This is a genomic window from Candidatus Zixiibacteriota bacterium, from assembly GCA_035380245.1.
GTDB lineage: Bacteria > Zixibacteria > MSB-5A5 > GN15 > FEB-12 > DAOSXA01.
Genome location: DAOSXA010000002.1, coordinates 801,598 through 826,016 on the forward strand (window position 1 = coordinate 801,598; position 24,419 = coordinate 826,016).

Below are 24,419 nucleotides of genomic sequence, written 5' to 3' on the forward strand. Positions count from 1 at the left end.
TCGTTATCAGGACTGTAATTATCGTATTTTGGCAGGTAAAAACAATTCTTTGCCCACCCCTTTTAAGCAACTGCCATGCTGTTGGTTAGTGCTGCATTTAAGCTAATTCACAACGATCTGACCGTTAAAGACATGGGGCAATATGTGGATAAAAAAAGGCTGGTAAGTCCCGTCACAGAGACTCTCACATTTGTACCATTATGCAAACGACGTCACATTCTGTGAGTGATCTTTCGCAGTAATGAAGTAATTCTTTGCAACCCGTACAGGCTGCTTGTAAGCTGAATTAAAGCCGTGCCAGTGCTTGTTTGATATGTCCCAGATGCTTTTCGCCGTGAAGGGCATACGCCTCAAGCAACGAGTCCAGCGTATATTCACCGTCTTCGGGATGTTGGACGGTACGCGTCCAGACATCGGCTGAGGTGTTAGACAGAAGGTAAGCCCAACGCTCATGAAGCCCACGAATAATCGCCAGTGAGGGCTCTATCGGCATTTCATAGTCCGGCAAGGCGGCCCAGTCATCCTGATTGTAGGTCTTGAGGATCGTATTGTCCTCAGTCAGGAGCCATTTGAACCGGGCGAAACCGTTGATATGGGAATCGGCCAGATGGTGGACAAGAGTTCGAATCGACCACTTGCCCTCGCCGTAGGTTGTATCGAGCTTACGGCCATCGAGACCGGCAACCATTTCATCGAGCCGTTCCGGCAGAGTGCGGATCTGCTCAATGAACTTGGAGCGAATATCCCAGATAGTCATGTGGGAGGTCCTTTATGATGTATTTTTGATCTCATTGATCAGAGTATACGAATTTGGACCTAAAAAGGCAACATTGAGGTTGAGAATGTGATGAGATGATCTACGAACGTCCGGTGACCCGCTCGCCCACGGAGGAATAATCGCTGGCCGGGATCCCTGATATTATGAAAGGGTCCTGACCTACTAGATTCACTGTCTAACCTAGCCTCGTTTTTAAGTCTCTTCAGCTATCCCCTCAACATAAACACCCCCGACCTCATCATCAAGATCGGGGGGGTCACATATTAAATGCGTATATTGATAAACCGCTCTACACGCCCAAATTCTCCAGCGTCGCCGGGATATCAAGGAACGTCCGGCAGGGATGCGCGCCCGCCGCCGCCAGAGCGTCGAGCTTGTCCTGCGCCGTCCCCATCTTCCCCTCGACGATCGCTCCGGCATGACCCATTCGCTTGCCGGGTGGAGCATACACACCGCCGATCATTACCAGCACCGGGGTGTTCATGCGGCCGATCGCCTCACACGCCCGCTCTTCGTACACACCGCCGATCTCACCGCACATAACAACCGCTTTGGTCTTTTCGTCGGCCTCGAACTTGAGCAGAATCTCGTCGAAGGTCGATCCCAGCACCGGATCGCCACCGAGACCGACACAGGTCGTCTCACCGTAGCCGGTCCGCGTCAGGGTATCGGCTACGTAATAAGTGATCGAACCCGACCGCGAAACCGTTCCAACCCGGCCCGGTGTAAAGGCGATATCCGGCATGATGCCCAGGTTCGCCTCACCCGGTGTAATAACTCCGGCCGTGTTGCCGCCGATCACCGTTACGCCGTGTTCGACCGCCTCGCGCCGGACGTGCAACATATCGTGGATGGGGATATGCTCGGGAATCACGACCAGGAATTTTATCCCGGCCCGAATCGCTTCGATCGCGGCCTCTTTAACAAACCGCGCGGGTAGAAAAATCACCGAAGTATCCGCGCCGGTGGTATCGACACATTCTTTCACGGTATCGAACACCGGCAGCTTCTCGACCGTCAGCCCGCCCTTACCCGGTGAAGTACCGCCCACGATGTTCGTACCGTAAGCGATCATCCGCTCGGTGTGAAACTTCCCGGCTCCGCCGGTTATCCCCTGCACCATCACCCTGCTGTTTTTGTCGACGAGGATAGCCATCAGTTACCCCCTTCCTGCATCGCCAGAGCAACAGCTCGCTTTGAGATCTCCTCGATCGGCGTCTCGATTCCGTGCGCCTCAATTTTCTCGAACAACGCCGGGTTTTCTTTCTTGGCCTCCTCCATCAACCGGACTCCCTCCTGCCACATATTGCCGGTCATGCGCATAACCATCGGCTTGGACAAGCCGTGATCCTTGAGGAACATAATCACACCCTTGGCGAAATCATCGCAACGGCTGATACCGCCGAACCGTGCTCCGAAAATAACCTTCACATTCGGATTCTCATCGAGTAAAACGAGCATCCTAGCGATCCGCTCCGGGCTGGGGCCGCCGCCGGAGTCCATGAAATTTGCCGGTTTGCCGCCGTAGTAATGGATAAAATCGTTCCCCATAATACCGAAACCGGCCCCACCGGGAAACATGCCGATATTGCCGTCGAGATCGAGATAAGGAATCCCCCATTCGGTCGCCTGCTGCTCGCGCGGGGTCATCTCTCCTTCTTCATGGCGTTTCTCGATTCCCAGCTCTTTCAACTCCGGGTGCCGGAACACGGCGTCGTCATCGAGCGACACACGACTGTCGGCCGCCACCAGCTTACCCTCTGTGGTCAACACGAGGGGATTGATTTCAACCAGCTTGGCGTCGTACTTGCGAAACATGTTGTAAAGACCGACCAGAATCGCCGCGCCGTCTTTAATCAGGTCTTGCGGAATACCGATCTTCTTGGCGATCAGCAGGGCATCAAAGGTGTACAGGTCCTCCTCGATTGCCAGCGGGAACCGGACAATCTTGTCGGGCGACTTGGCTGCGGTTTCTTCGATATCCACGCCCCCTTCGCCGGAAGCAATCACTACCAGTTTGTAGTTGGCACGATCGATGGTGACGCCGAGATAGTATTCTTTCTCGATGTCGAGCTTCGGCTCAATCAGGATCGACTCGACCTTATAGCCGCGAATGGTCAGCTTGAACAGCTCTTCGGCTGCCATGCGGGCTTCGTTGGCGCCGTCGGCTAATTTGATTCCGCCCGCTTTGCCGCGACCACCAATCAGTACCTGTGATTTGAGCACCACCGGGACACCCATCGCCTCGACTGCGGCATAGACCTCATCGGGGGTTTTTGCCACACGGCGTTCGGAAACCGGGATACGAAACTTGGCAAAAAGCTCTTTCCCTTCGAATTCATACAGACGCATAGTCGATTCCTCTCTTGGGACAAACCGTGACTTCCATCCGGCCCGATCTTCGGTGGCCAGGGGTTTGGGGATTGTTGACAAACCTCCATCGCGGCTGAGACAAGCCCCGCCGCTACGCGTTAAAGTACCCTAACCTCGCGTAGCGGGCGGCCTTGTGTCGCCCGCATTACAGATGTGTTTTTATTGAATATCCGAGCGTATGACTTTTTCAACACTCCCTTTGCCTCGGGTTTCCAGATCATAACCCCTTATCGAAGCTGTCGGTCAGATTGCTTGCAATCTGAATCTCACCCGAGGGGTGGGGCACCTTTCTCGATTCGGTTTGCCCGGCTTTTCTCTTCTGGCGGGCAATCTACCGAATCGGTCGATTTTGTCAATGAAAATGGGGAAGCCGGTTCTCCCTCACAAAGGGGGACCTTAACTCCATCGGCCGGAATCACCGTGATCCCGGCCGATCAAGCATCGAGTCCGTGGCGCAAGTCTGTCTTCGAACCTGCTTGGGAGAAGCCAGGAGGGCATTAATCCCACCCGTGGACGGGGGGACCACCACCAGGACGCCTGCCGCCCACCGACAATTTATCTGAGCCTTCTTGTCACTACTCACAAACCAATATCCCGGCACAATCGCTGACCTGCGCATACCTGGCCGCGATCCCCTCTCGGCGGAGACGGCCAACAATCGACTCACCGCACAGATAGAACTCATCATCGTCCCATTCGGCTTCGTACTTCGTCTGTCCCGCCTCGAAATCTTTCTCGTTCGCGAAACCGATGTCGGCAATGATAATTCGTCCCCCGGGATTCAAGTTGTCTCTCAACGTTCTTTGGATAAAGATCATCTGCCGGTCAAGATCGAGATGATGTAAGAAATACGATGAGACAATCCGGTCGAACCGCTGATCGTTGAATTTCCCGAAATGATCCCGTGTTACATCAACCGCATCGAAACGCCCCGAAGAAACTCGCGCCTGTGCCTTTTCGAGCATCCTTGTCGAAAAATCAACACCGTAGACGACACAACCCCGTCGGGCCAACTCTTCCGAAAGCAGCCCCGTGCCGATCCCGACATCCATTACCTTCATGCCTTGTTCCGGTTCGACCCGAGCGACCACCTCCGCCAGCACGTCGTAGTACCCCCGGAAGGGAAAAGAATCTAGACAACGAGCCAGGCTTTCATCGTAGTTCCCGGCCCATTTTTCGAATCCGGATTGGTCCAGCATGAAATCCTCAAAGATATCTTGTCACGGTAACGGCACTGTGCGCGTTTCCCGGCTTCTTTCGGCGCAGAAATAACCGTCTTCGTTTTTAGGGCACTTATCGTTGAAAACATAATGAATCGCTACCAGATCAATCGTTCTTTCAACGGTATCTATGCCCTTCAACTCGTAGGTGGTGTTTTCTTCTTCAAGGAGTTTCGATTTCGTCCCGGTTACAAGATCACGGGAAAATAGCGCTCCACTGTTGTGACTCGGTCCCGGTTGAATGTACGACGGCATGTTGTCGCTGTTATCCAGGTATACGACTTTTCCGAAGTTGTCGTAAAACAAAGCACCGCGTGGGGCGAGAACTGTCAGAGCGAGGCGGGAGCTGTCGTCGGTTACCGCTATGACGGGCGCCATTGCATAGCCGTAATCCCGAGAACCTCCGCCGGCAGCCGGAGAGCCCATCCAGGCTCGAAAAACAACGTTGCGGTCATCTTTGGTGAGGGCTATCGGCATAAATATCCCCCCGTGATTCGAACCGTGCTGTTCATGGACAATCCCCAGATAAGTGGATTCTCGGGTTGAAGGATCATATACGGTTATTCGAATTTCATGGTTTCGACACCGATCGATAAACTGAACGCCATAGCCGTACCAATAACCTATGAAAGAATCCACGAAGCAGGGTTGCTCACAGTACACCCGTAAAATCCGATCGCTGTCATGAAACGGGATCGACAGGAGATGAAAATACGAGACAGGGATATACTCCGAACTGTCGTCGATACCGGAATCATACTCGTTGGGGAACATATATTCGGGTTGGCGAAAGGCCGTATCCGATGTAGTTTCTCCGGCGGAAAGAGAGCTCATCGGTAAAACTGCCCAGAGGCAAAGCCCGGCAACAACCGATAGTATTTTTCTCAGCATCAGGTTCCTCCATTCTCCTAACCTCAGCTTAGTAGAAGGATACTACAACCATGCGATGATTAGCAAGTCAAGTCCGAGAGGAAATAGTTCTGAAAAACCGGTTCAAAAAAAGGGCCGGCCTCTCCGAGAGAGACCTGCCCTACAATTCTCGATGCCCCACCCCTCAGGATTGTTGAAAAACCTCTTATGCGGCGGAGACAAGCCCCGCCGCTACGTGTGAAGGAACTCTATCCTCGCGTAGCGGGCGGCCTTGTGTCGCCCGCATTACAGACGGGTTTTGCTGAACATCCGCGCGTACGGCTTTTTCAACACTCACCCCTCGGGGGGGACATTCATCACAAACAGGTTTTACGCCTTTTTGCGAATGACGTCCAGCAACGAGCCATCGCGCCATTCGATTATGTGTACCACTTCATCGGTCGTAGCGGCCGGGGTCGGCAGTTTACCGAAGCTCTGAGCTTTGGCCGTCGATTTGGCGTACAGGTCTTCAATGGTAACTAGCTGTACACCGAAATCCTTCGCCCGTTCGAGGATGGCATCCTTGTGAGTTGAAGTACTCGCCGGGTTGATCGCTGCATATTCCTCGGTTACGACTACGTCGATCACTTCACCGGGTGTCGTCCGTGTGTAGACCTTCTCGACCACTTTAGGGAATCCCTTGCCGTCCTTACCGGTAGCAAGCGGCATAAAGATAATAGTCAGGTCCGCTCCGGCGGCTACATCCTGCCCGCCGCCGATTCCGCCAATAATCCGGCCGTTGGCGCAAACGGTGTTAAGATTGAAACCTAGGTCTACCTCCAGGGTCGAGAGCACGGCCAGGTCGAGCATGTTCACGGCCGCTTCTTTGCTGGCGATAGAGGCATAATACGAGGCCGAAATCTCGAAATGTCTCGGATGGTTGATCATCGAGTTGAACATCTTCTCACTCGGCTCGAAAAGCTGCCCGTGCATGAGTTGATACAGCGTTCCTTCTTCGAGCATGTCGACATGAAGACCGCAGCAGCCGCCTATCGAAAAACTCGCTCGTGTTTGGGAGTCCTTAAGGATCTGCCGGATATTCTCCAATACGATCAAACCGGCGCCGGAACCGACCTGGAACGAGAAATCAGGTTTTACCACCCCGGAAGCCTTGATAACATTGGTAATGTTCTCCGCGACCCGGGCGTTGAAGGTATTGGCGCGAGCTTTGGCGATATCGAGCGTCCCCGAACCGATTCCCTCGTTAAGACCGGGAGGATCCATGTGAACGACGAAATCTACCTGCTCCATGGATATCGGCGCCGGGAGCACTATCGAGTCGGAAATTGTGCCGGCCAGAAGACAGACATACTCCGCATATTCGGTTTCGGCGAACAGGCCAACCGGACCGCAAAGTTGTTCCGGTTTACCCATCAGTCCGTTGGCGTTACCCCAGCGGTCGGCAATCGGCACCGGACCGAAAGCGACTTTTATGTTCACCTCACCGGTCTGCATCTTCCGCACCCGGTTGCCGTGCGAGAACCCAACCCCGACCCACGGGAGTAATTCTCCGGAGACAAAGCTCTCTCCCAGTTTCCGATACGGATTACCGTAGAGACCGCCGATGATACCGTCGCGCATCGCCTCGATCAACCAGGGGTCAACATTGTCGAAAAAGGCATTGCCGTAAATTTTAATATCCTTCTTACCGGTCTTCCGCAACATCTCAACGATGGCCTGAAGGCCCCGGTCGCCGAACCGGTAATAGTGCGGATAGGATATAACGTCGCCGTCGTGCAGGACATCCATCACCGCTTCGAGAGAGACTAGTTTCGAGCCCCGATGCGGGATGCGCGAGGCCTGTTTGCGCCCAACCAGTCGCTGGTCGAACGCCGTTTCCGGGAAAGCCCGGGTGTATTCCGTGTATTGTTTGCCGTTGAATATCATCATCGACTCCTGTATCCAAATGTTCCGGGAACAGTAGCTCAAATCGGGCAAAAAGTCAACACAGACCGGAGGCAGACAGTGATGAATCTTGACGATAGAGCACAATCAACATCATTACGAATATCACCGTAGTGCAGGTCCGTCTTCGAACCTGCGCTTTCAAGTGACATGCAAATTGTAGGGTCCGGTGGCCCACCCGTCCACGGGTGGGATTAGAGACCATATCAACAACACAATGGCATGTCTCGGAGAGACATGCCCTACTGCAGGGGCCGACATCTGCCGCCCGCAAGCCAGACTATCGCCCTCCTTCCTCACCTGATCAGGATAGTGACGGAGGCTACAACGAATCCGGAACGACCGGCTCCAACACCGGTGTCACGAACTCCACCCCGCCGTTGTGAAAATCGATCCGCCGGATCGGTTTGTTGGGCGTAGCCGGATCTATACAGGATCGCGGCGCCCCACGACGAGTCGGGAAAAGCGAGTCAGTCTGGTTCATAGCCTGATGAAAATAGTCCGTCACCTGGATCGACAGCCAGAGGACATTGCCGCTGGACGAGGATACCGAGTTGTCGGCGCAGTTCTCCCAGTAAAAAAAGATCGGGACGGTTGTATCCGGTACGTACTCGACATGTTCGCTTGACACCACCAGGCGGATCAGCGAAGCCACACGATCGAGGCCGTAGCAACCGGGGCGAATCTCATCCGGGATCGTTTCGGCCAGCGCGATAGTCCGCCATATCTGCAACGGAGCTCCTTCGCTCCCGGTATGGTGTCGCGGTCTGGTGTCGAAAAACTCCCACCGGCAGGAATCCAGAATCTCTCCCGGTAAAACATCCAGAATTTCCACCTGGCGGCTGTCGCAACCGACCTTGAGATCGAATCCGGCCAGCGGCTCGTCCGAAGCGGAAATAGTCACGTCGAGCGTATCGACAATACGCCCCGCCATTGCCCGAACGCGCTCAATCGCGATCGTAATCCGCTCCGGCTCAGTTGGATTTTCTCCAACCAAATCAGCGGTGAATATCGGCAACAGCAACAACAGGGCAAACAGAACAACCATAACGTCAATCTAAAGCTAAGAGAGAAATGCCACAATCGAAATGTCGGAGATTACCTGATCCGTATCATTCGTTTGCAGATCGATTCATTGCCCAGAGTCATTCGGCAGAAATATACCCCCGACGGCAGATGTGTTACATCGACCACCGAGCTCAAGCTGATCTGATAAGTCCCGGCCCCTGCCGTAGATGAGAACTCACCCCGTTTTCGACCAAGAATGTCAAACACCTGGATGCTTAAATGTCCCCGTACGGCTGTTGACAACATGAATGAAGAATTGTCCTGAATCGGATTCGGCGAAACCAACAATTCCATACCGTTCACTCTGTCTTGAATCGACTCATCATCCTCGACATCGGTGGGATTGCCGTCAGGTAGTATCGTTGTTCCGATGAACCGGATCTCGGCGCGCGCTTCCGGCCAATCGGCGGTAAGCACCGTCAGGCAACTGTCGGGAGGGCCGGAGTCCGAAGGCAACGGTCCTGTCGTCCCGGAAATAGCGGAGCCGTTGGAATCGAATACCTCTTCCGCGATCAGTACCGTATCACCGTTATTCGTCACGAAGCTGTTGTCGAGGCAATCGACCCAGAAGAATTCAAGCGGTGAGCCGGGACCATCTCCGGAGGCAAAAGTTCCGACGGCTCGAAATCGCACCGTAAACAACGGCCAGTTTTCGGGCATGAGGATCGGCGAATTATCCTCACCCGGTGCTTGTACCGCACGGACATTCACGACCGCCTTACGGCAACCGGATAATTCATCGGTCAACTGCCGCGCATAGCCATTCCAACAACTGCCGTCCGGGAGATTATCGAACGTGAACTCTTCCATTATGACATCGATACTGTCGTAAGCGAACATGAGTCGATACTCCGAGAAGGCAGGATAAGACTGGTCTACAGAATTCACCATGAACTTGACCGTCACTACCCCGCCATCAGTCGCCGGTCCGATTTGCTGTGGTTCTACCCGGTACGATGCCGCCTGGACATGAGGAACACTCAAATACCCCAGGGACAGCAATACTGTCAGGATTCGTTGAAAGATATCGGCACGCTCCCCCAAAAGAAACCGTCCGTCTGGAAATCAGACGGACGGCTCAGGTTTTATTCGATTACCTTGAAGACGTAGGGACCGCCCCATGAGGGCTCATGGGCTTCGATTGTCCCCGGCGGGGAGGCATAGAGCCACTTGCCGCCCGGGGGATAAAACGAGGAGTCAACTACCAGCGTCCCTGGTTGATCCACGATCAACTCAAAGGAGAGTTTCTTCTCCCAGTCATGGGCAAGATACTTTTGCTTGTTGCAAATACCACCGAAGCCGAGCAGTTCCGGAAGAGCTCCGTCCCAGTTCTTTTCGATCACCATCATGCCGTAGAGATCCCAGATCGAGGCATCCTCGAAGCCGTTCCAGCCCTTGACGTCACAACGCTCGTTCAAGCAATTGCTTCCCGAATCGGACACATGTGTAACCGATTTGATGTCGTCGGAAACGATCTTAAAGCCGATGGTGATGCCGGCTCGTAAAGAATCATTCATCATTATGATATCGAACGATACCGGTTTGCCCGCCTGGATCGTCCGCTCGTTGACTGCCCCTTCACCGGAGATCGCCATTTTGATGCCGGCCGCGTTAACCGCCAGAGCAGCCGTCAGCAATAAGGCACCTACAGCGATCAAGATTCTACTCACGCGCATACAAAGCTCCTGATCTATAAAGATACGGATAATTGACTATAGAAGTACCAAAACCATTGTTGTCCATGATAGCACCGGCGGCCAGTCATGTCAAACGAATTATAACTCCATGCCGTTCAACATTCTGATACCGAACAATCATCAATCGGTTCCAACCAAAACAACAGCATTAGATATCGGCTTAATTGCATAATTCATGATCGGCCGTGATTAAAACAACATTGCGCTAATGTATCCACTTTACTAAGTTAAAAAAGCTCATGTGGCTAACATTCCTTCAACAATAAGGGCTATTATATGGCTAATGTTCAAACCGTGGCTGCGCCGGCCCGACCGGTCGGGGTGATCAGCACCTCAATCGGTATGAAATTACTCATGGCGGTCACCGGCACAGTCTTTATTTTGTTTGTCATCGGGCATTTGATCGGCAACCTGCAAGTTTTCATAGGGCAGGAAGCAGTTAACCATTACGCTGAATTCCTCAAAGGCCTTGGCTCGCTGCTCTGGATCGAGCGAGTCTTAATGGCGCTGTTCTTCATCGTGCATATCTGGATGGGTATCAAACTCTGGCTTCAAAACCGCTCCGCTCGGCCGGTTGCATACGCCCACCAGGATACCGTTCAGGCCTCGGTTTCGTCACGGACGATGATCTACAGCGGCCTGGTGATACTTCTCTACGTTATCTACCACCTGCTCCATTTCACATTGGTGGTAACCAATCCCGAATACTCCGGCCTGCATGATTCCCTGGGGCGTTTCGATGTTTATTCCATGGTCGTTATAGGTTTTCGTAACGCCTGGATATCCGGGATTTATATCATCGCCATGATCGTTCTCGGGTTCCATCTTAACCATGCTGTCGAGAGTCTCTTTCAGACATTCGGTCTCAACAATCAGACCTGGCGAAAACGATACGAGTTGCTCGGTGCCGTTATCGGCATCGGTGTCGCTGTCGGTTACATCAGTATTCCCGTAGCGGTATTGACGGGATGCGTCACCCTGCCGGGAGGAGGATATTGATATGAAGCTCGATCCTAAAATTCCCTCCGGACCGATTGCTGAAAAATGGACCAAATACAAATTTGACATGAAACTGGTCAATCCGGCCAATAAGCGTAAATATACGATCATCGTGGTCGGGTCCGGTCTGGCCGGCGGTGCGGCAGCCGCTTCGTTCGGCGAACTCGGTTACAATGTGCTTTGTTTCTGCTATCAGGATTCTCCTCGGCGGGCGCACAGTATCGCCGCCCAGGGCGGGATCAACGCCGCCAAGAATTATCAGAATGACGGCGACTCGATATACCGCTTGTTTTACGACACGGTCAAAGGCGGTGATTTCCGTTCTCGTGAGGCCAACGTCTATCGACTGGCCGAAGTAAGCTGCAACATCATCGACCAGTGTGTCGCTCAGGGAGTACCGTTTGCCCGTGAATACGGCGGCCTGCTGGCCAACCGTTCCTTCGGCGGCGCTCAGGTCTCACGCACCTTTTACGCTCGCGGCCAGACCGGTCAGCAGCTACTGCTGGGGGCTTACTCAGCGTTAAGTCGTCAGATCGGTACCGGCAAAGTGAAAATGTTCAATCGAACCGAAATGCTCGATCTGGTCGTAGTCGACGGCCGCGCACGCGGTATCATCGTTCGCGACATGGTCACCGGTGAGATATCTTCTTACGCCGCCGATGCCGTCGTTCTCGCCACCGGCGGGTATTCCAACGTCTTTTTCCTGAGCACCAACGCCAAGGGCTGTAACGTCACGGCCGCCTATCGGGCTTATAAAAAAGGAGCGGCATTCGCCAATCCTTGCTACACCCAGATTCATCCGACCTGTATTCCGGTTGCCGGCGACTACCAGAGCAAACTGACGCTCATGTCGGAATCGCTCCGCAACGATGGTCGCATCTGGGTGCCTAAAAACAAAGGCGACAAACGGCCGCCGAATGAAATCCCCGAGTCGGATCGCGATTATTACCTCGAACGTAAATATCCGTCGTTCGGCAACCTCGCTCCCCGTGATATTTCTTCGCGCTCGGCCAAAGAGGTTTGCGACGAAGGACGCGGGGTCGGCGAAACCGGTCTCGGTGTTTATCTCGATTTCGCCGATGCCATCAACCGTCTCGGTGAGGATGTCATCCGCGATCGTTATGGTAATCTGTTCCAAATGTACGAGAAGATCACGGCTGAAAATCCTTACAAAGTACCTATGCGTATCTTCCCGGCGGCTCATTACACTATGGGCGGACTCTGGGTTGACTACAATCTCGAAAGCACTATCCCCGGTTTATTCGTGATCGGCGAGGCCAATTTCTCCGACCACGGCGCCAACCGGCTCGGGGCTTCGGCGTTGATGCAGGGCCTGGCCGACGGTTATTTCGTCATCCCCTATACGATCGGCGACTATCTCGCTCGAAGCGGCAACAACGACATCAAAGCCGACCATGCTGAATTTAAAAAGACCGAGCAGGAGACCCTTGACCGCATGAAGAAACTGCTCTCGATCAAAGGCTCCCGCACGGTCGATTCGTTCCATCGGGAATTAGGCAAGATCATGTGGGAGTATTGCGGCATGGGACGCAACGAGGCCGGCCTGAAGAAGGCGCTTGAGATGATCCCGCCGCTCCGGGATGAATTCTGGAAAAATGTCCGGGTGCTGGGTGAAAACGAAGAGCTCAACCAGTCGCTCGAAAAAGCCGGGCGCGTAGCCGATTTCCTGGAATTCGGCGAGTTGATGTGCCACGATGCCCTCGACCGGGCCGAATCCTGCGGAGCACATTTCCGTGAGGAATTCCAGACCGACGAAGGCGAGGCTTTGCGTAACGACAAGAAATACGCGTATGTCGCCGCCTGGGAGTTCAAAGGCGTCGGACAAAAACCGGAGCTTCACAAGGAGCCCCTTGAGTTCGAGAACGTTCACCTGGCCACAAGGAGCTACAAGTAATGAATCTTACTCTCTACGTATGGCGCCAGAAAGACGCGAATGACAAAGGGCGCATGGAGCAATACGAGGCGAAGAATATATCGGCTCACATGTCATTCCTTGAGATGCTCGATGTAGTCAACGAGGACCTGATCGAGCGAGGTATCGAACCGATCGCTTTCGATCATGACTGCCGCGAGGGGATTTGCGGCATGTGCTCGTTGATGATTAACGGAATACCGCACGGTCCCGAACGCGGTACGACTGTCTGTCAACTCCATATGAGGCATTTCAAAGACGGCGATAAGATATATATCGAGCCCTGGCGGGCGCGGGCTTTCCCGGTCGTCAAGGACCTGATCGTCGATCGTTCGGCCTTCGACCGGATCATGCAGGCCGGTGGGTTCGTTTCGATCAACACCGGCGGTGTCCCCGACGCCAACGCCATTCCGATTTCCAAGGAACAGGCCGACACCGCTATGGACGCCGCGGCCTGTATCGGTTGCGGTGCTTGTGTGGCTGCCTGTAAAAACGCTTCGGCGATGCTGTTCGTGGCGGCTAAAGTCTCGCAGTTAGCCAATCTTCCCCAGGGCAAGGTCGAGGCAACCGAGCGCGTGCGCAAAATGGTTGCCCAGATGGATGCCGAGGGATTCGGCAATTGTACCAATTACTACGAGTGCGAGGCGGTCTGTCCCAAGGAGATCCCGGTCAAGTTCATCGCCCAGATGAACCGTGAATGGCTCAAAGCGAAGGTAAAAAAGTAGGGGCAGATCTCCCCAAGGTCTGCCAATACAAGGCATTTCCGTAGCTTTCCCGTAGCCCGGGATTCCTGAGATCCCGGGCTATATTGGGAGTGTTGAAGAAGTCATACACGCGGGTATTCAGTAAAACACAACTGTAATGCGGGCGACACAAGTCTGCCCGCTACGTGAGGTTAAGGCTCTTTAACGCGTAGCGACGGGGCTTGCCTCCGCCGCGATTGAGGTTTATCAGCAATCCCGTATTACCCGGGACACGGAGCGCAATATCGAACACCTCAAGGCTGCTTCCACCAAGAACAATCCACAATGTCCCCAATGGGTAATTTCCCCCTCTCTTTCCTTTGACAAACGGCATAGAATCCTTATCTTGAAGTAGCTTTACAAATCTGTATCCAGGGGGAAAAATGAAGAAGCTAATCGCTCTTGTGCTCTTTCTCCTTTCGTCTCAGGCTCTGGCCGACATCATAAATGTACCCGATGACTATGCCACCGTTCAGGGCGGTATTAACGCCGCCAATGACGATGACACCGTTCTCGTGGCTGCCGGTACTTATGAAGAACGGGTGGAGATTGACAAAAAGATCACGCTGCGCGGTGTGGCTCGAAATTTCGTCACTATTACCGGCGGAATGCCCTACAACACCGTAACGATTCGCCACGACAGCGTCGTAGTCGAGAACCTGTCGATCGAAGACGGCGGTGGATACGTATACACCTGGGGCGAATCGGCCGGGCTCATGATCGCCGACGCCGATTATTGCCGGGTAGAATACTGCCAGGTGGCCAACAACGAAGGAATCGGCATTGCTATATCCGCGGCATCGCACAACCTCATCCGCCACTGTGTCGTGGTTGCCAACACCACCGGGATCCTGTTCCAGACCTATGCCGTTGATTCCACCGAGACCTGGGATTGCGATTACAACGAGATTATTAGCAATGTGATCGCTCAATGTACCGACGCCGGGATTCGGGTCGACCACAATTCCTACCTGGTCGAACATTCCGTCATTCGCGGCAACTACATCACTTATTGCAGCGGTCCGGCGATCTCTCTGATTACCTCCAACGAGAATGAAATTTGCTACAACCATCTTTACTACAACACTCATCCCGGAATCACCCTGTCCCATTGCATGTGCGGTGGGAATAACAACTCGATCCACCACAACAGTTTCGTACAAAACGGACTATACAGCGACGATATCCAGGCAACGGATGACGGCAGTCTGACCGAGTATTGGTATTCACAGGGGGAACTTGAAGGCAACTACTGGTACAACTACACCGGGGTGGATGCCGACTCCAACGGCATCGGCGACACCCCCTACGAGATTGGCGGCGACGGCGGTGTGGTTGATCCCTATCCCCTGATGACCTTCGGCGACGCCGACAGCGACGGCATCCCCGACTCCGTTGACTTCTGCCCGGAACTGGCCTCCGACTGGAAAGACACCGACGGTGACTGGATCGGCAATGAATGTGATCCCTGCTCCGACGCCGATGTCGACGGATTCAGCGACCCGTACACGCCCAGTCCCGATTGTCCGATCACCGACAATTGCGGGCAGATTTACAATCCGGCCCAGGAAGATATCGACGGCGACGGTATCGGTGACTCGTGCGATTTCCGGTACTTCATAGAAGATGATCTATTAACCGATCTATTCTATCTGAAAGTGGCGAATGACGGCTCCATAGGGGTCAAGGGTGATGAAGGCAACACCCTAGACTATGCTTCTCAAGGCGATTGTGAGCCGGTTTACCTATACGACGGCACCCCGTTGATTATCACTACTGAGACAGGCGACACGGTGTTGAGCTGGTCGTTGTACGACAACTGCACCGTTAGACTCCCCGACTGGGGATTGGAACCTAAGGAATTCGAACAGATTACCGAGGACTATTCGGAGTATCGCTCGGGCTGTATCGTAAGCAGTGATTTCACCATTGGGCTCGAAAAGATCTGGTACGTCCCGACTTCTACCGCAACCAGTCAGCAGTTTATGATCCAGGGACTGCGTATCTTCTCGTTCGACGGTTATATGCATCCCGGCGTGACGGTCGGTGAAGTAATCGACTGGGACATCCCGGCTGAAACCGGCTCGGAGAACGTTCCCGGCTACAACACCGCTACCGGCCTGATAACGCAGCAGGGAACGGGCGATGGCTGTTATCCGAACGACGCACGCTTCGGGGGCATCCAGCCGCTGGCCGCCTGGCTGAACGACGCGTGCATCACGGATGGAGCGTCATTTATCTATGGAAGTTATGTCGCCCGCAATGATTCCAGTCTCTGGTACGCCACGCCGGAGGAGTTGTGCTCTAAGATGGCTGTCGCAGGCCACCAGGCGACAACCGATACCGCCGATCTTCACACAATGCTGACATACATTCAGGATTACACCTTAATGCCGGGCGACACCCTGGCTTTCTACACCGCCTTCGCAACGACACAAGCGACCGACTCGATCGGGCACCTTGGATACATCATGAGTGTCGCCGATGATTTTCTGTCGTCGGTGCTTGATCTCGGTTGCGGCTGCTGCCAGGGTATCACAGGGGATGCCAACGGCGACGGCGCCTATGAACCCGACATCACCGATCTGGTCACCCTGGTAACGCACATGTTCTCGTCCGGTCCGGCACTTCCCTGCCCGGAAGAAGTCGACATTAACGGCAGCGGATACGGACCCGACATTGCCGATCTGGTTTATCTGGTCACTTACATGTTCCAAGGGGGGCCGGTCCCGGCCGATTGTCCGTAGCAGCACATCAATTAAATCAAACCAAATCGTAGGCAGGTCTCCCCGAGACCTGCCTTTAATTTTACCGCCGGGTGTCTCTGCCGGTGGTCCTTATTTGTGAGTGGCAGTAGCAGTAGGTCAGGACCCTTGATATTATGAAAGGGTCCTGACCTACGATTAAGGAAGACGCGGTTTGTCACGTTGCTCGAACGTCCAGTCTCCCCTACTCCCCCAGCAACATCGCCACGGTGTCGTGCAAGGCCGCGCGGTAATGCAAGCCGCCCGTCTGAGACTGACGCATGATTTTAGAAAAACCGTCGAACTCATCCAGCCGCGCCAGCCGGACCTCTTTGATCTCACGCCGGTCGGTGAACTCGAAATCCCCCGAGACATAATCCGCCAGGAAGACATAAGAAACCCAGGGAATTTCCTCGTTCGACGAGGGCTCCGGCCAGGAACCGTTGTCGTGCGGCTTAACCATGAACGGTACAACTGAACCCTCCCATACCGGCGGCATTTCCGACCGCACGAAAGTCACCTGCGAGATAAGCAGAAACCGTTGCAAGGTCACCTCCGTGCCGGTTTCTTCGGCTACCTCACGCGCTACGCCGTCCTCCAGATTCTCCGACGGTTCCAGTCCACCGGAGGGCGCCCGGTATTGCCCCGGCGGATAAAACGGCTTGGCGTTGACGATGAAACGATCGGCCTTGCGAATGTACAGGGTGACATCGTGCGCTCGGCCCTGTTTCTGTGAGGCCCGGATCATCTCGAACTCCTCGTCGAGAGTCGGCATACGAAACGCCACTTCGGCCGGTTGGCCGTACCGGTCGATCCAGGCTCGGACCTGTTGGGACATAACGAACATTTCAGAGCAACGGCACGATATCGTATTGCAGCGGCAGGGTCGTTATCTCGGGACCACCGGGAGTAATCAGGCAGTTGATCTCCGACCGGAATCCGAATCGTTTACTATAAATCCCCGGCTCGATCGAGAACAGATGCCCCGGCTGCAACACACGGGCATCCTCGGTCTCGAGGTTGTCGATATTCGGTCCCGAACCGTGTGTTTCCGAATCAATCGAATGGCCGGTGCGATGCGTAAACAGGTCACCGTACCCGGCCGCCTCGATAATAGCTCGACAGGCATCATCCGCTTCCGCCCCACGCACCGCACGCACGGCGATGTTGTCTTTCAAAAACTCAATCGCCCGGTCGCGCGCGGCGGTGACGACCGCGAAAATCTTCTTGTAATTCTCAGGGATATCCTCTTCCCGTCCGGCGAATGCCATCCAGGTAATATCGGCATAGACACCATCCGGCTGGTCATGTTTGGCCCACAAATCGATCAGAACCAACTGACCCTTTTCTATCGTCTTCGAGTTTTCGCGAGTCGGCTCATAATGCGGATTTCCGGCGTTGGCATCGACCGAGCAGTTGGGGGCATGATCGGCCGTCATACCGTGCGCGGCAAACTGCTCCTCGATAAAATGAACGACATCATATTCGGTCAATGTTTTACCGGAGGTCAAATGCTCCGAGATCAGATGATGCGCCCGGTCTTTTATCTTAATGATTTCATTCGCCGCCTTGCGATGTAAGCCAATCTGGATATCGCTCAACCGCGCCTGAAAAGCCGCCACCAGATCGGCTGAGGAGACAACTTCAAGGCCGAAACTCCGAATCAACTCAATCGTTCCCGCCTCGACCAGCCCGACGTACGGCAATCGCTCAAACGATGAATACTCCATGGCCACTCGTCGCAGCGGTTTCAGCACCTCGGCCAGTTCCGTTTCCAGGTGCCGCCAGCCGTGATAGACGATCTTGCGTCCCGGCAAATGGGCGAACTTGTCCGCCTCGACCGGATTAACCCAGGCAATCGGTTCCCCTTCGGCCGGAATCAGATAAAACGACCGCCGGGTGATCATTCCCTGCGGTCGGACATAACTCATGGCAATGCTGTTGCGGCCGTGAAAATCAGCCAATAACCAGCCGTCGAGGTTTTGTTCGCGAAGGTATTCTTGAATCGCTTTAATATCCATGTTACTCCCATTCGAGATCGAGGTCTATTCTACGCCACTACAGCGGCAATATCAGTCCGTCCTCGGCTACGATTATATTATCCCGTCCCGACTTATTTATCTTTTGTTTCAATCGGTCTATTTCTTCAGAAGAACCCAAATGTGTCAGCACCACCTGTCTCGTTCCTGATCCGGGCAACGCTTCGAACAACTCGTTCAAATCAAGATGAGTCGCTTCGATCACGGCAAAGTCACGACCGTTAATCAAATCGGCGATATCGGCAAATCCGGCAATATCGGCCGAATAAAGCAATGACTTATTCTCCGTCTCGACGCCCAGCGAATAACATCGTAAGCGATTGGGCAACCCGAGCTTTTCGACCAGTTCGGCGTATCCCTGCAAATGGCGATTGGCATAAGCCGTCAGACGACAGGGATAATCGAATACCTCTCCGGCCATATAGGGTATGAGGTTTACAGTGAACGGCAGTTTTTCGACGATCAGATATACCGCCCGCATATAGGCTGCGAACGGCTCAACGAAATCCTCGGGGAGGTAAAGATCGAGCGGCGTTTTGCGTCCGGCCAGATAAGTCGCCTGAATGAATAGCGGCAGATCACCGCAATGATCCGGATGAGTGTGACTTATCACAACCCGAGACACCGCCAATGGGTCAAATCCGCAACGTATGAAAGACGAGGTCACCCCGCCGCCGCAGTCAACCAAGGTCAGGTCATCGCCGATCTTGAGACAATAACCGGCATTGGCTCGATCCGGTTGCGGCATCCCGGAAGAGGAACCAAGCACGGTGAAACTGTCGGCAGGATGAATGATCATTTATCCGTACAACTCCTCGATTCGCGTCACGGCTTCCTTGCAATCCTCCCGGCTGACATCGAGATGCGTCACGAACCTGATCTTCCTTGGCCCGAACGGAACCGCCCAGACACCTGCCTCATACAGCTCACGGAGAACCTCTTCGGCAATCCGGTCCTCGGTTAGATCAGCTATAACGATATTAGTTTCAACCCGAGAAAGGTCGATATCGAACACCGGCAAAGCACTGAGGCGCTCGGCGATCAGGCGGGCGTTGGTATGATCCTCGACCAGACGTTCCAGATTGTTCCTGATGGCCCAGAGACCGGCCGCGGCGAGAATTCCCACCTGTCGCATCGCTCCGCCGAACAGCTTCCGGATACGTCGTGCTTTCCCGATGAAATCGGTACCACCCAGGATAACCGATCCCACCGGCGCCCCTAATCCTTTGGATAGACAGACCGAGACCGAATCAAATGGCGCAACCAATTTATCCAGCGGTATCCCCGTTGCTACATGTGCATTCCAGATACGAGCCCCGTCCAGATGCAGGATCAATCCCATTTCGTCGCACACTTCACGGACTTGCTTGATTTCCGACTGGGGCAGAATCGTTCCGCCATGACGGTTGTGCGTGTTTTCGAGAGCCACTATTCGCGTTCGGGGACAATGAATATCAATCGCCCGCACGTTGGCGCGAATCTGGTCGGCCGTGAGCATACCCCTCTCACTATCGAGCAGGTTGATCATCAAATGCGACAGAAGCGCCGGCGCTCCGACTTCGTAATTTACGATATGACACTCGCGCTCACACAACAGCTCCCAGCCCGGTTCGGTATGCGTTTTCAGGCAAACCTGGTTTCCCATCGTACCCGATGGAACAAACAGGGCGGCTTCGAATTTGAAAAGGTCGGCGCAGTAGGTTTCCAGCTCGATTACGGTGGGATCATCCCCCAGCACATCATCGCCCACCTCGGCAGTAGCCATGGCCTGACGCATCGCTGCTCCGGGACGGGTGACGGTATCGGATCGAAGATCGATTGGTTTCATACCGGACAATATACCGACTCGGAATGCGTCAAACAAGCCGACTGTGGCCGCCTTCGCGGACAGATACAAAAGAAAACGGGTCGTCCATAGGACGACCCGTTGCAAGGCCATAAATAAAAAAACTTAGTTGCAGACTACCACATTGTTCGCTTGTAAGTAGCCGGCCGATGTTTGTGAGGCATCGAACAGGACTTCCTGCCCCTCTCTTAAGGTCTTGTAGCCGTCCATGTTAATCGCAGTGTAATGAACGTATACATCCTGATCACGCTCTTCCGGAGAAATAAAGCCCCAGCCTCTTAAGTCGTTAAAATACTTAACCTTACCCTTCGACATAGATACTCCCGCGATTTTGCCTTAAGCCCCGAACTGCATAACCATTATACACGTGAGTTCAGAGGCGAACAAGAAAAAAGTTAGAGTACGGCTAGATTTGCGACATAACGCGTTCCAGCAAAGTCATCACCAACCCGGACAAGAGTGGAACGCTCACATTGTCATCGACGCCGAGCGGCAAAGCCTCCACTACCGCCGCCACCACCGCTCCGGTAATGCCCACCGACAGGGCCAGATCAGGCGCCACCAGCGCCACCGCGATCGTGCCGATCAGGCAGGCCGTTGAGCCTTCAAGCGATTTGTTCCAGAACTTATGTCGTCCGTAACGGCGTCCGATCAACGCCGCCAGAGTATCGCCGACAATGATAAACGCCAGGGCTGCTATCGTGACAGGCTTGGAAAAAATAATAACACAGATACAAACGGTGGTGAGAATATACGAGGCCCCGGTAAAATCACCCGCTTTCTCATGAGCTCGGATCATCCCCCCTTCGAATCGGTATGCGAATCCGGTCCAGAGCCACCACCCTTTAAACCGTGAGATATCGACTAGAACCATAGCCAGAGCGATCGGCACCATGATCGCCAGCATCTGCCCCTTGGAGAGACCAAGGAAATAATACCCGGCCGGGATCACCAACGCTCCGATGTGAGTGCCTTTACGAAGGAGTTCGCCGGCAAACGTTATCTGCCCGGCATCATTGTCCGGAGCTTTCGCCATGACCCTCCTGGCGCTGATCGACCGGTCTCAGATGTACGGGACTGATTTTATTGGGGAAACTGACATCGTATCGGGCATACAACATATCGCGGAATCGGCCGTAGACTTCCTGACTGTGCTTCCGCCGGAGTATTTTAGATATTTCCGGGCTGGCCTCATCGACACCTTTCGTCTCATGGCGATCCAAAACCTTAACGATATGGTATCCGAACTCTGTCTTCACCGGATGTGAGATATTACCGACTAAAGTCTGGATGGCGGCCCGCCAGACTTCTGCAGGAACATCATTTTTATTTATCCATCCGAGATCGGCCAGATCAACCCTGATTGATGATTCTCCCGGGTAGTATTGACGCGCCAGCTCCATAAAATCCACCCCGGCCAGAGCCTGATCTCGCACCAGTTCACCCATCATGCTGTCGGGAACGATGATATGTTGTACCTTCAAGGGCTTGTCTACTCGGAAATCAGCCAGATGCTTGTTGTAATAGGCTTCTATTTCTTCTTTTGAGGGCAACCAGGAAGGTTCAGCCTGATCCTGAGCAGCATATCGGCGAGCGAACGAATGTCGAATATCGTACTCCTGTTTGCAAACATAATCGAGCGTATCGATGCCGAGATCATGCGCCACTTCGAGCATCATCTTGCGATCGGCCAGATGATCGATCATTTCCCGTTTCATTTCAGACGTCGAATTATCGATTCGATTATTACCGCGATATGCTTCTTCCAAAGACCTGACTTCGTTGCAGTCGATAGTATCGGTTCCGTTCACCACCGCCACCCATTCCGACCGTTCGACCTTATAGATATTCGTATCAAGCAGTGGTTCGTTATAGACGATATCACGCGGCAGAGTTTTTATCGAATCGATAAGTGTTCGTCCCCGCTCGTTGGTTTTCATATTCGTCAATGTCTCTTTGGCTATTTGATAGAAAGACGTATCGAGCGGTTGGAGCCCGGTATTGAAATGTTGCGGCACCCAAATGATATGCCAGCCGTTATCGTCGGGGTAAGGTTCCGAAATCTGACCCGGCATAAGATTGAACGCAATCGAATCAAAAGGATCGTTATATGTGCCGCGCTTGGTCCATCCCACATAACCGCCGCGTTTATTGGAATGCGAATCATGTGAGTATTGCTGCGCCACCTTTTCGAAGACCATTCCGGAGTCGAGTCGGGCTTTGACTTCGAAGGCATAAGCTTTGGTATAGGCCTGAAGCGAATCCCAATCCATCGCTTTAAAAGCTATCGAATCGGGACCAAGCAGGAACCCCCGGTGAGAAATTAAAATATGGTAGAGAAGGACTTGCTCCTCCACCGAGAACAGATCCGGTCGGCTGTAGTAAAACTCAACTACTTCAGCCGAATCTATTTTTATCTCGTTCTTTATTTTTTCGTCAAAAAAGGCCTGAAGGAGGGCCGTGCTATACAAGTTCTGGTAACCGCGATAATCAGGATACGACTTCGATATATCGGTTTCATCGGCCAGAAAACCAACCAGGGTATCGACCAGAATACTATCCAGTACCGCTTTAATTGCTTCCGGTTCCATAACACCGCCGCCGGCCATACGATCGCTGTTGTACAACGAATCATAGAGGTCAGCCATCGTGATACCGAACCGATCATCTACCCGGGCAACGAAATCAGTATAGCCGGCTTTATCGGCCAGATAGATTGGGGTGGGTGGTTTACCGCATCCTGAAAGAGCGATAACAGCAATAAACGCAAGCAAACCTAGACGCTTATAAAACAACATGGTATCTCCGTAATAAAATCCACATACCTATCGTAAGACCTTGGAAAATTATACAATTATAAGGCAAAAACAAGCCAAAAGTCCCGCGCCGGGGCGACGCAGCTCGTCACCGGATCGGAGCATCGCCCGGCAGACAAGCTCCCTGGCTGCACGGGGCCACAGCGCCGGACTCGCACAGCGGGTGGCCTTGTGTCCCCGCACACGACAGTCGCGGCAAACGACTGTCCGGGCGCCCTGCCGGCCCCGTGGTGCAACAAATTGCGCGCTCGGCCGTCTGATCGGAAGACCCAGGCAAAGGAGAGTTATGCTTTCGATTCGATCAATCACCGCGATAGGCGTGTTGCTGGTCTGTTTCGCGCGGGCCACCGACGCGGCCGAGACAGTTATCGACGTTAGTTTTGACGACACCTCGGCGGCGGTCTCAGACCGTGCCCAGCCTCTGCATATCGTTACGGCCCGGCCGATCAGCCAAGCTTATTCCACCGGCGGCCTGTATTTGCTGTCGGGCTTCGCTCCCTCCGACGGTCTGTTCGCCGAGACGAATCAGGAGATGATCGACCGGCCCTGGATCGAGCAGCCGTGGCGTTTTTGTTCGGCTTTCGCCTGCGCCGGCGCCGGCACTTTCTGGGTCGGCCGCAACTGGGACAATCAGAACGTCGGGTCGATTCTGGTCAGTCTGTACTCTCCCCCGTCGGGTCATCGCTCGGTCTGTCTGAGTCGCGCCATTGATATCGGCTTCGGCGAGAATCTCGATCTGGCCGGGATGATTAGGAGCGATTATGGCGGTCGTTTCGACGTGGCCCCATTCTATGCCGTCGAAGGGATGAACGACGCCGGCCTGGTGGTCATCACCACCGGCATCAACACGATCCCCGTTCACGCCACGCCGGAGAAACGGCCTTTGTTTATCACTTATCTCATCCGGCAGATGCTCGACCGGTGCGGCACGGTCGCGGAAGCGGTCGCGCTGGCCGACCGGTTCACCCCGTTCGATCTCGACACCAACTCGCTGAGCTGCCATTTGCTCATTGCCGACAAGTCCGGCGCTTCGGTCGTGCTCGAACACGACGGCCACAAGTGGGCGTCATTCGCTCCCGAAGGCTCCTTTCAAATCATGACCAACAAGCCGCTGCTCGGTCTGAGCGACACCGACCTCAAATCGATCTGCTGGCGCTACCGCTCGCTGGCCGAAGACCTCGACAGCCTCGGAACCGGCCTGACTCGCACCCGCGCTCATGAAATGCTGCACCGGGTCGAGCAGAGCGGGACGACCTGGTCGGCGGTATATGATCCGGCCGAGCGATGCCTGTATCTTTCGGTGTACCAGGATTGGGACAGAATCTATCGTCTCGCACTGCCGTAGAAGA

21 protein-coding genes are annotated in these 24,419 nt (G+C 54.0%); 5 read left to right on the top strand and 16 right to left on the bottom strand.

The features are described 5' to 3' along the window. Positions 1-286 precede the first annotated feature (286 nt). The 9 genes from PLF13_08525 to PLF13_08565 form a co-directional block, all read right to left on the bottom strand. Positions 287-757 (bottom strand): putative metal-dependent hydrolase, encoded by a 471-nt coding sequence (locus PLF13_08525; protein HOP07320.1) that lies wholly within the window; start codon positions 755-757, stop codon positions 287-289. 310 nt (positions 758-1,067) lie between these two features. Continuing rightward, positions 1,068-1,934, bottom strand: a complete 867-nt coding sequence (gene sucD, locus PLF13_08530) for a succinate--CoA ligase subunit alpha (protein HOP07321.1) — start codon at positions 1,932-1,934, stop codon at positions 1,068-1,070. Continuing rightward, positions 1,934-3,130, bottom strand: a complete 1,197-nt coding sequence (locus PLF13_08535; GenBank protein HOP07322.1) for an acetate--CoA ligase family protein — start codon at positions 3,128-3,130, stop codon at positions 1,934-1,936. The genes sucD and PLF13_08535 overlap by 1 nt, the downstream gene beginning before the upstream one ends. A 596-nt stretch (positions 3,131-3,726) precedes the next feature. Then, positions 3,727-4,350: a methyltransferase domain-containing protein gene (locus PLF13_08540; GenBank protein ID HOP07323.1), complete on the bottom strand. Its 624-nt coding sequence runs from the start codon at positions 4,348-4,350 to the stop codon at positions 3,727-3,729. A 21-nt stretch (positions 4,351-4,371) separates the two neighbouring features. Continuing rightward, positions 4,372-5,262 carry a hypothetical protein gene (locus tag PLF13_08545; GenBank protein HOP07324.1) on the bottom strand — a complete coding sequence of 297 codons (891 nt, stop codon included), beginning with the start codon at positions 5,260-5,262 and terminating at the stop codon, positions 4,372-4,374. Positions 5,263-5,610: 348 nt separating this feature from the next. Then, the gene (locus PLF13_08550) at positions 5,611-7,170 is read right to left on the bottom strand and encodes a citrate lyase subunit alpha (GenBank protein HOP07325.1); all 1,560 of its coding nucleotides are present in this window, start codon (positions 7,168-7,170) and stop codon (positions 5,611-5,613) included. Between the two features lie 337 nt (positions 7,171-7,507). Beyond that, positions 7,508-8,233, bottom strand: a complete 726-nt coding sequence (locus PLF13_08555; protein ID HOP07326.1) for a hypothetical protein — start codon at positions 8,231-8,233, stop codon at positions 7,508-7,510. Positions 8,234-8,283: 50 nt separating this feature from the next. Continuing rightward, positions 8,284-9,297: a T9SS type A sorting domain-containing protein gene (locus PLF13_08560; GenBank protein ID HOP07327.1), complete on the bottom strand. Its 1,014-nt coding sequence runs from the start codon at positions 9,295-9,297 to the stop codon at positions 8,284-8,286. A 41-nt stretch (positions 9,298-9,338) separates the two neighbouring features. After that, positions 9,339-9,923 carry a hypothetical protein gene (locus tag PLF13_08565; protein HOP07328.1) on the bottom strand — a complete coding sequence of 195 codons (585 nt, stop codon included), beginning with the start codon at positions 9,921-9,923 and terminating at the stop codon, positions 9,339-9,341. Between the two features lie 303 nt (positions 9,924-10,226). Here PLF13_08565 and PLF13_08570 point away from each other — a divergent pair, with 303 nt between their 5' ends. From PLF13_08570 to PLF13_08585, 4 genes are all read left to right on the top strand, one after another. Further along, on the top strand, positions 10,227-10,949 hold the full coding sequence (locus PLF13_08570) for a succinate dehydrogenase cytochrome b subunit (protein HOP07329.1): 723 nt from the start codon (positions 10,227-10,229) through the stop codon (positions 10,947-10,949). A gap of 1 nt (position 10,950) precedes the next feature. After that, entirely contained in the window at positions 10,951-12,864 is a 1,914-nt protein-coding gene (locus tag PLF13_08575; protein ID HOP07330.1) for a fumarate reductase/succinate dehydrogenase flavoprotein subunit, read from the top strand. Beyond that, positions 12,864-13,607, top strand: coding sequence for a succinate dehydrogenase/fumarate reductase iron-sulfur subunit (locus PLF13_08580; protein ID HOP07331.1), 744 nt, complete (start codon positions 12,864-12,866; stop codon positions 13,605-13,607). Before PLF13_08575 ends, PLF13_08580 begins: the two co-directional genes overlap by 1 nt. A gap of 401 nt (positions 13,608-14,008) precedes the next feature. Further along, entirely contained in the window at positions 14,009-16,372 is a 2,364-nt protein-coding gene (locus PLF13_08585) for a NosD domain-containing protein (GenBank protein HOP07332.1), read from the top strand. Between the two features lie 202 nt (positions 16,373-16,574). Here the strand turns inward: PLF13_08585 and PLF13_08590 are convergent, their stop codons facing one another. From PLF13_08590 to PLF13_08620, 7 genes are all read right to left on the bottom strand, one after another. Next, positions 16,575-17,207, bottom strand: a complete 633-nt coding sequence (locus PLF13_08590; GenBank protein HOP07333.1) for an NUDIX hydrolase — start codon at positions 17,205-17,207, stop codon at positions 16,575-16,577. A 10-nt stretch (positions 17,208-17,217) separates the two neighbouring features. Further along, positions 17,218-18,390 carry a Xaa-Pro peptidase family protein gene (locus PLF13_08595; protein ID HOP07334.1) on the bottom strand — a complete coding sequence of 391 codons (1,173 nt, stop codon included), beginning with the start codon at positions 18,388-18,390 and terminating at the stop codon, positions 17,218-17,220. A gap of 37 nt (positions 18,391-18,427) precedes the next feature. Continuing rightward, the gene (locus tag PLF13_08600) at positions 18,428-19,207 is read right to left on the bottom strand and encodes an MBL fold metallo-hydrolase (protein HOP07335.1); all 780 of its coding nucleotides are present in this window, start codon (positions 19,205-19,207) and stop codon (positions 18,428-18,430) included. Further along, positions 19,208-20,236, bottom strand: coding sequence for a GntG family PLP-dependent aldolase (locus tag PLF13_08605; GenBank protein ID HOP07336.1), 1,029 nt, complete (start codon positions 20,234-20,236; stop codon positions 19,208-19,210). Positions 20,237-20,359: 123 nt separating this feature from the next. Further along, the gene (locus tag PLF13_08610; GenBank protein ID HOP07337.1) at positions 20,360-20,569 is read right to left on the bottom strand and encodes a cold shock domain-containing protein; all 210 of its coding nucleotides are present in this window, start codon (positions 20,567-20,569) and stop codon (positions 20,360-20,362) included. 91 nt (positions 20,570-20,660) lie between these two features. Continuing rightward, positions 20,661-21,290, bottom strand: a complete 630-nt coding sequence (locus tag PLF13_08615; GenBank protein ID HOP07338.1) for a hypothetical protein — start codon at positions 21,288-21,290, stop codon at positions 20,661-20,663. Continuing rightward, on the bottom strand, positions 21,268-23,052 hold the full coding sequence (locus PLF13_08620; protein ID HOP07339.1) for a peptidylprolyl isomerase: 1,785 nt from the start codon (positions 23,050-23,052) through the stop codon (positions 21,268-21,270). The genes PLF13_08615 and PLF13_08620 overlap by 23 nt, the downstream gene beginning before the upstream one ends. Positions 23,053-23,356: 304 nt before the next feature. Between PLF13_08620 and PLF13_08625 the strand changes: the two genes are divergently transcribed. Continuing rightward, positions 23,357-24,415, top strand: a complete 1,059-nt coding sequence (locus tag PLF13_08625; protein HOP07340.1) for a carcinine hydrolase/isopenicillin-N N-acyltransferase family protein — start codon at positions 23,357-23,359, stop codon at positions 24,413-24,415. Positions 24,416-24,419 lie beyond the last annotated feature (4 nt).

Bases quoted from the DNA above. Each gene is read 5' to 3' on its own strand.
- PLF13_08525 (HOP07320.1), bottom strand. From the start codon at position 757: ATGACTATCTGGGATATTCGCTCCAAGTTCATTGAGCAGATCCGCACT.
- sucD (HOP07321.1), bottom strand. From the start codon at position 1,934: ATGGCTATCCTCGTCGACAAAAACAGCAGGGTGATGGTGCAGGGGATA.
- PLF13_08535 (HOP07322.1), bottom strand. From the start codon at position 3,130: ATGCGTCTGTATGAATTCGAAGGGAAAGAGCTTTTTGCCAAGTTTCGT.
- PLF13_08540 (HOP07323.1), bottom strand. From the start codon at position 4,350: ATGCTGGACCAATCCGGATTCGAAAAATGGGCCGGGAACTACGATGAA.
- PLF13_08545 (HOP07324.1), bottom strand. From the start codon at position 5,262: ATGCTGAGAAAAATACTATCGGTTGTTGCCGGGCTTTGCCTCTGGGCA.
- PLF13_08550 (HOP07325.1), bottom strand. From the start codon at position 7,170: ATGATGATATTCAACGGCAAACAATACACGGAATACACCCGGGCTTTC.
- PLF13_08555 (HOP07326.1), bottom strand. From the start codon at position 8,233: ATGGTTGTTCTGTTTGCCCTGTTGTTGCTGTTGCCGATATTCACCGCT.
- PLF13_08570 (HOP07329.1), top strand. From the start codon at position 10,227: ATGGCTAATGTTCAAACCGTGGCTGCGCCGGCCCGACCGGTCGGGGTG.
- PLF13_08575 (HOP07330.1), top strand. From the start codon at position 10,951: ATGAAGCTCGATCCTAAAATTCCCTCCGGACCGATTGCTGAAAAATGG.
- PLF13_08580 (HOP07331.1), top strand. From the start codon at position 12,864: ATGAATCTTACTCTCTACGTATGGCGCCAGAAAGACGCGAATGACAAA.
- PLF13_08585 (HOP07332.1), top strand. From the start codon at position 14,009: ATGAAGAAGCTAATCGCTCTTGTGCTCTTTCTCCTTTCGTCTCAGGCT.
- PLF13_08590 (HOP07333.1), bottom strand. From the start codon at position 17,207: ATGTCCCAACAGGTCCGAGCCTGGATCGACCGGTACGGCCAACCGGCC.
- PLF13_08595 (HOP07334.1), bottom strand. From the start codon at position 18,390: ATGGATATTAAAGCGATTCAAGAATACCTTCGCGAACAAAACCTCGAC.
- PLF13_08600 (HOP07335.1), bottom strand. From the start codon at position 19,207: ATGATCATTCATCCTGCCGACAGTTTCACCGTGCTTGGTTCCTCTTCC.
- PLF13_08605 (HOP07336.1), bottom strand. From the start codon at position 20,236: ATGAAACCAATCGATCTTCGATCCGATACCGTCACCCGTCCCGGAGCA.
- PLF13_08610 (HOP07337.1), bottom strand. From the start codon at position 20,569: ATGTCGAAGGGTAAGGTTAAGTATTTTAACGACTTAAGAGGCTGGGGC.
- PLF13_08615 (HOP07338.1), bottom strand. From the start codon at position 21,290: ATGGCGAAAGCTCCGGACAATGATGCCGGGCAGATAACGTTTGCCGGC.
- PLF13_08620 (HOP07339.1), bottom strand. From the start codon at position 23,052: ATGTTGTTTTATAAGCGTCTAGGTTTGCTTGCGTTTATTGCTGTTATC.
- PLF13_08625 (HOP07340.1), top strand. From the start codon at position 23,357: ATGCTTTCGATTCGATCAATCACCGCGATAGGCGTGTTGCTGGTCTGT.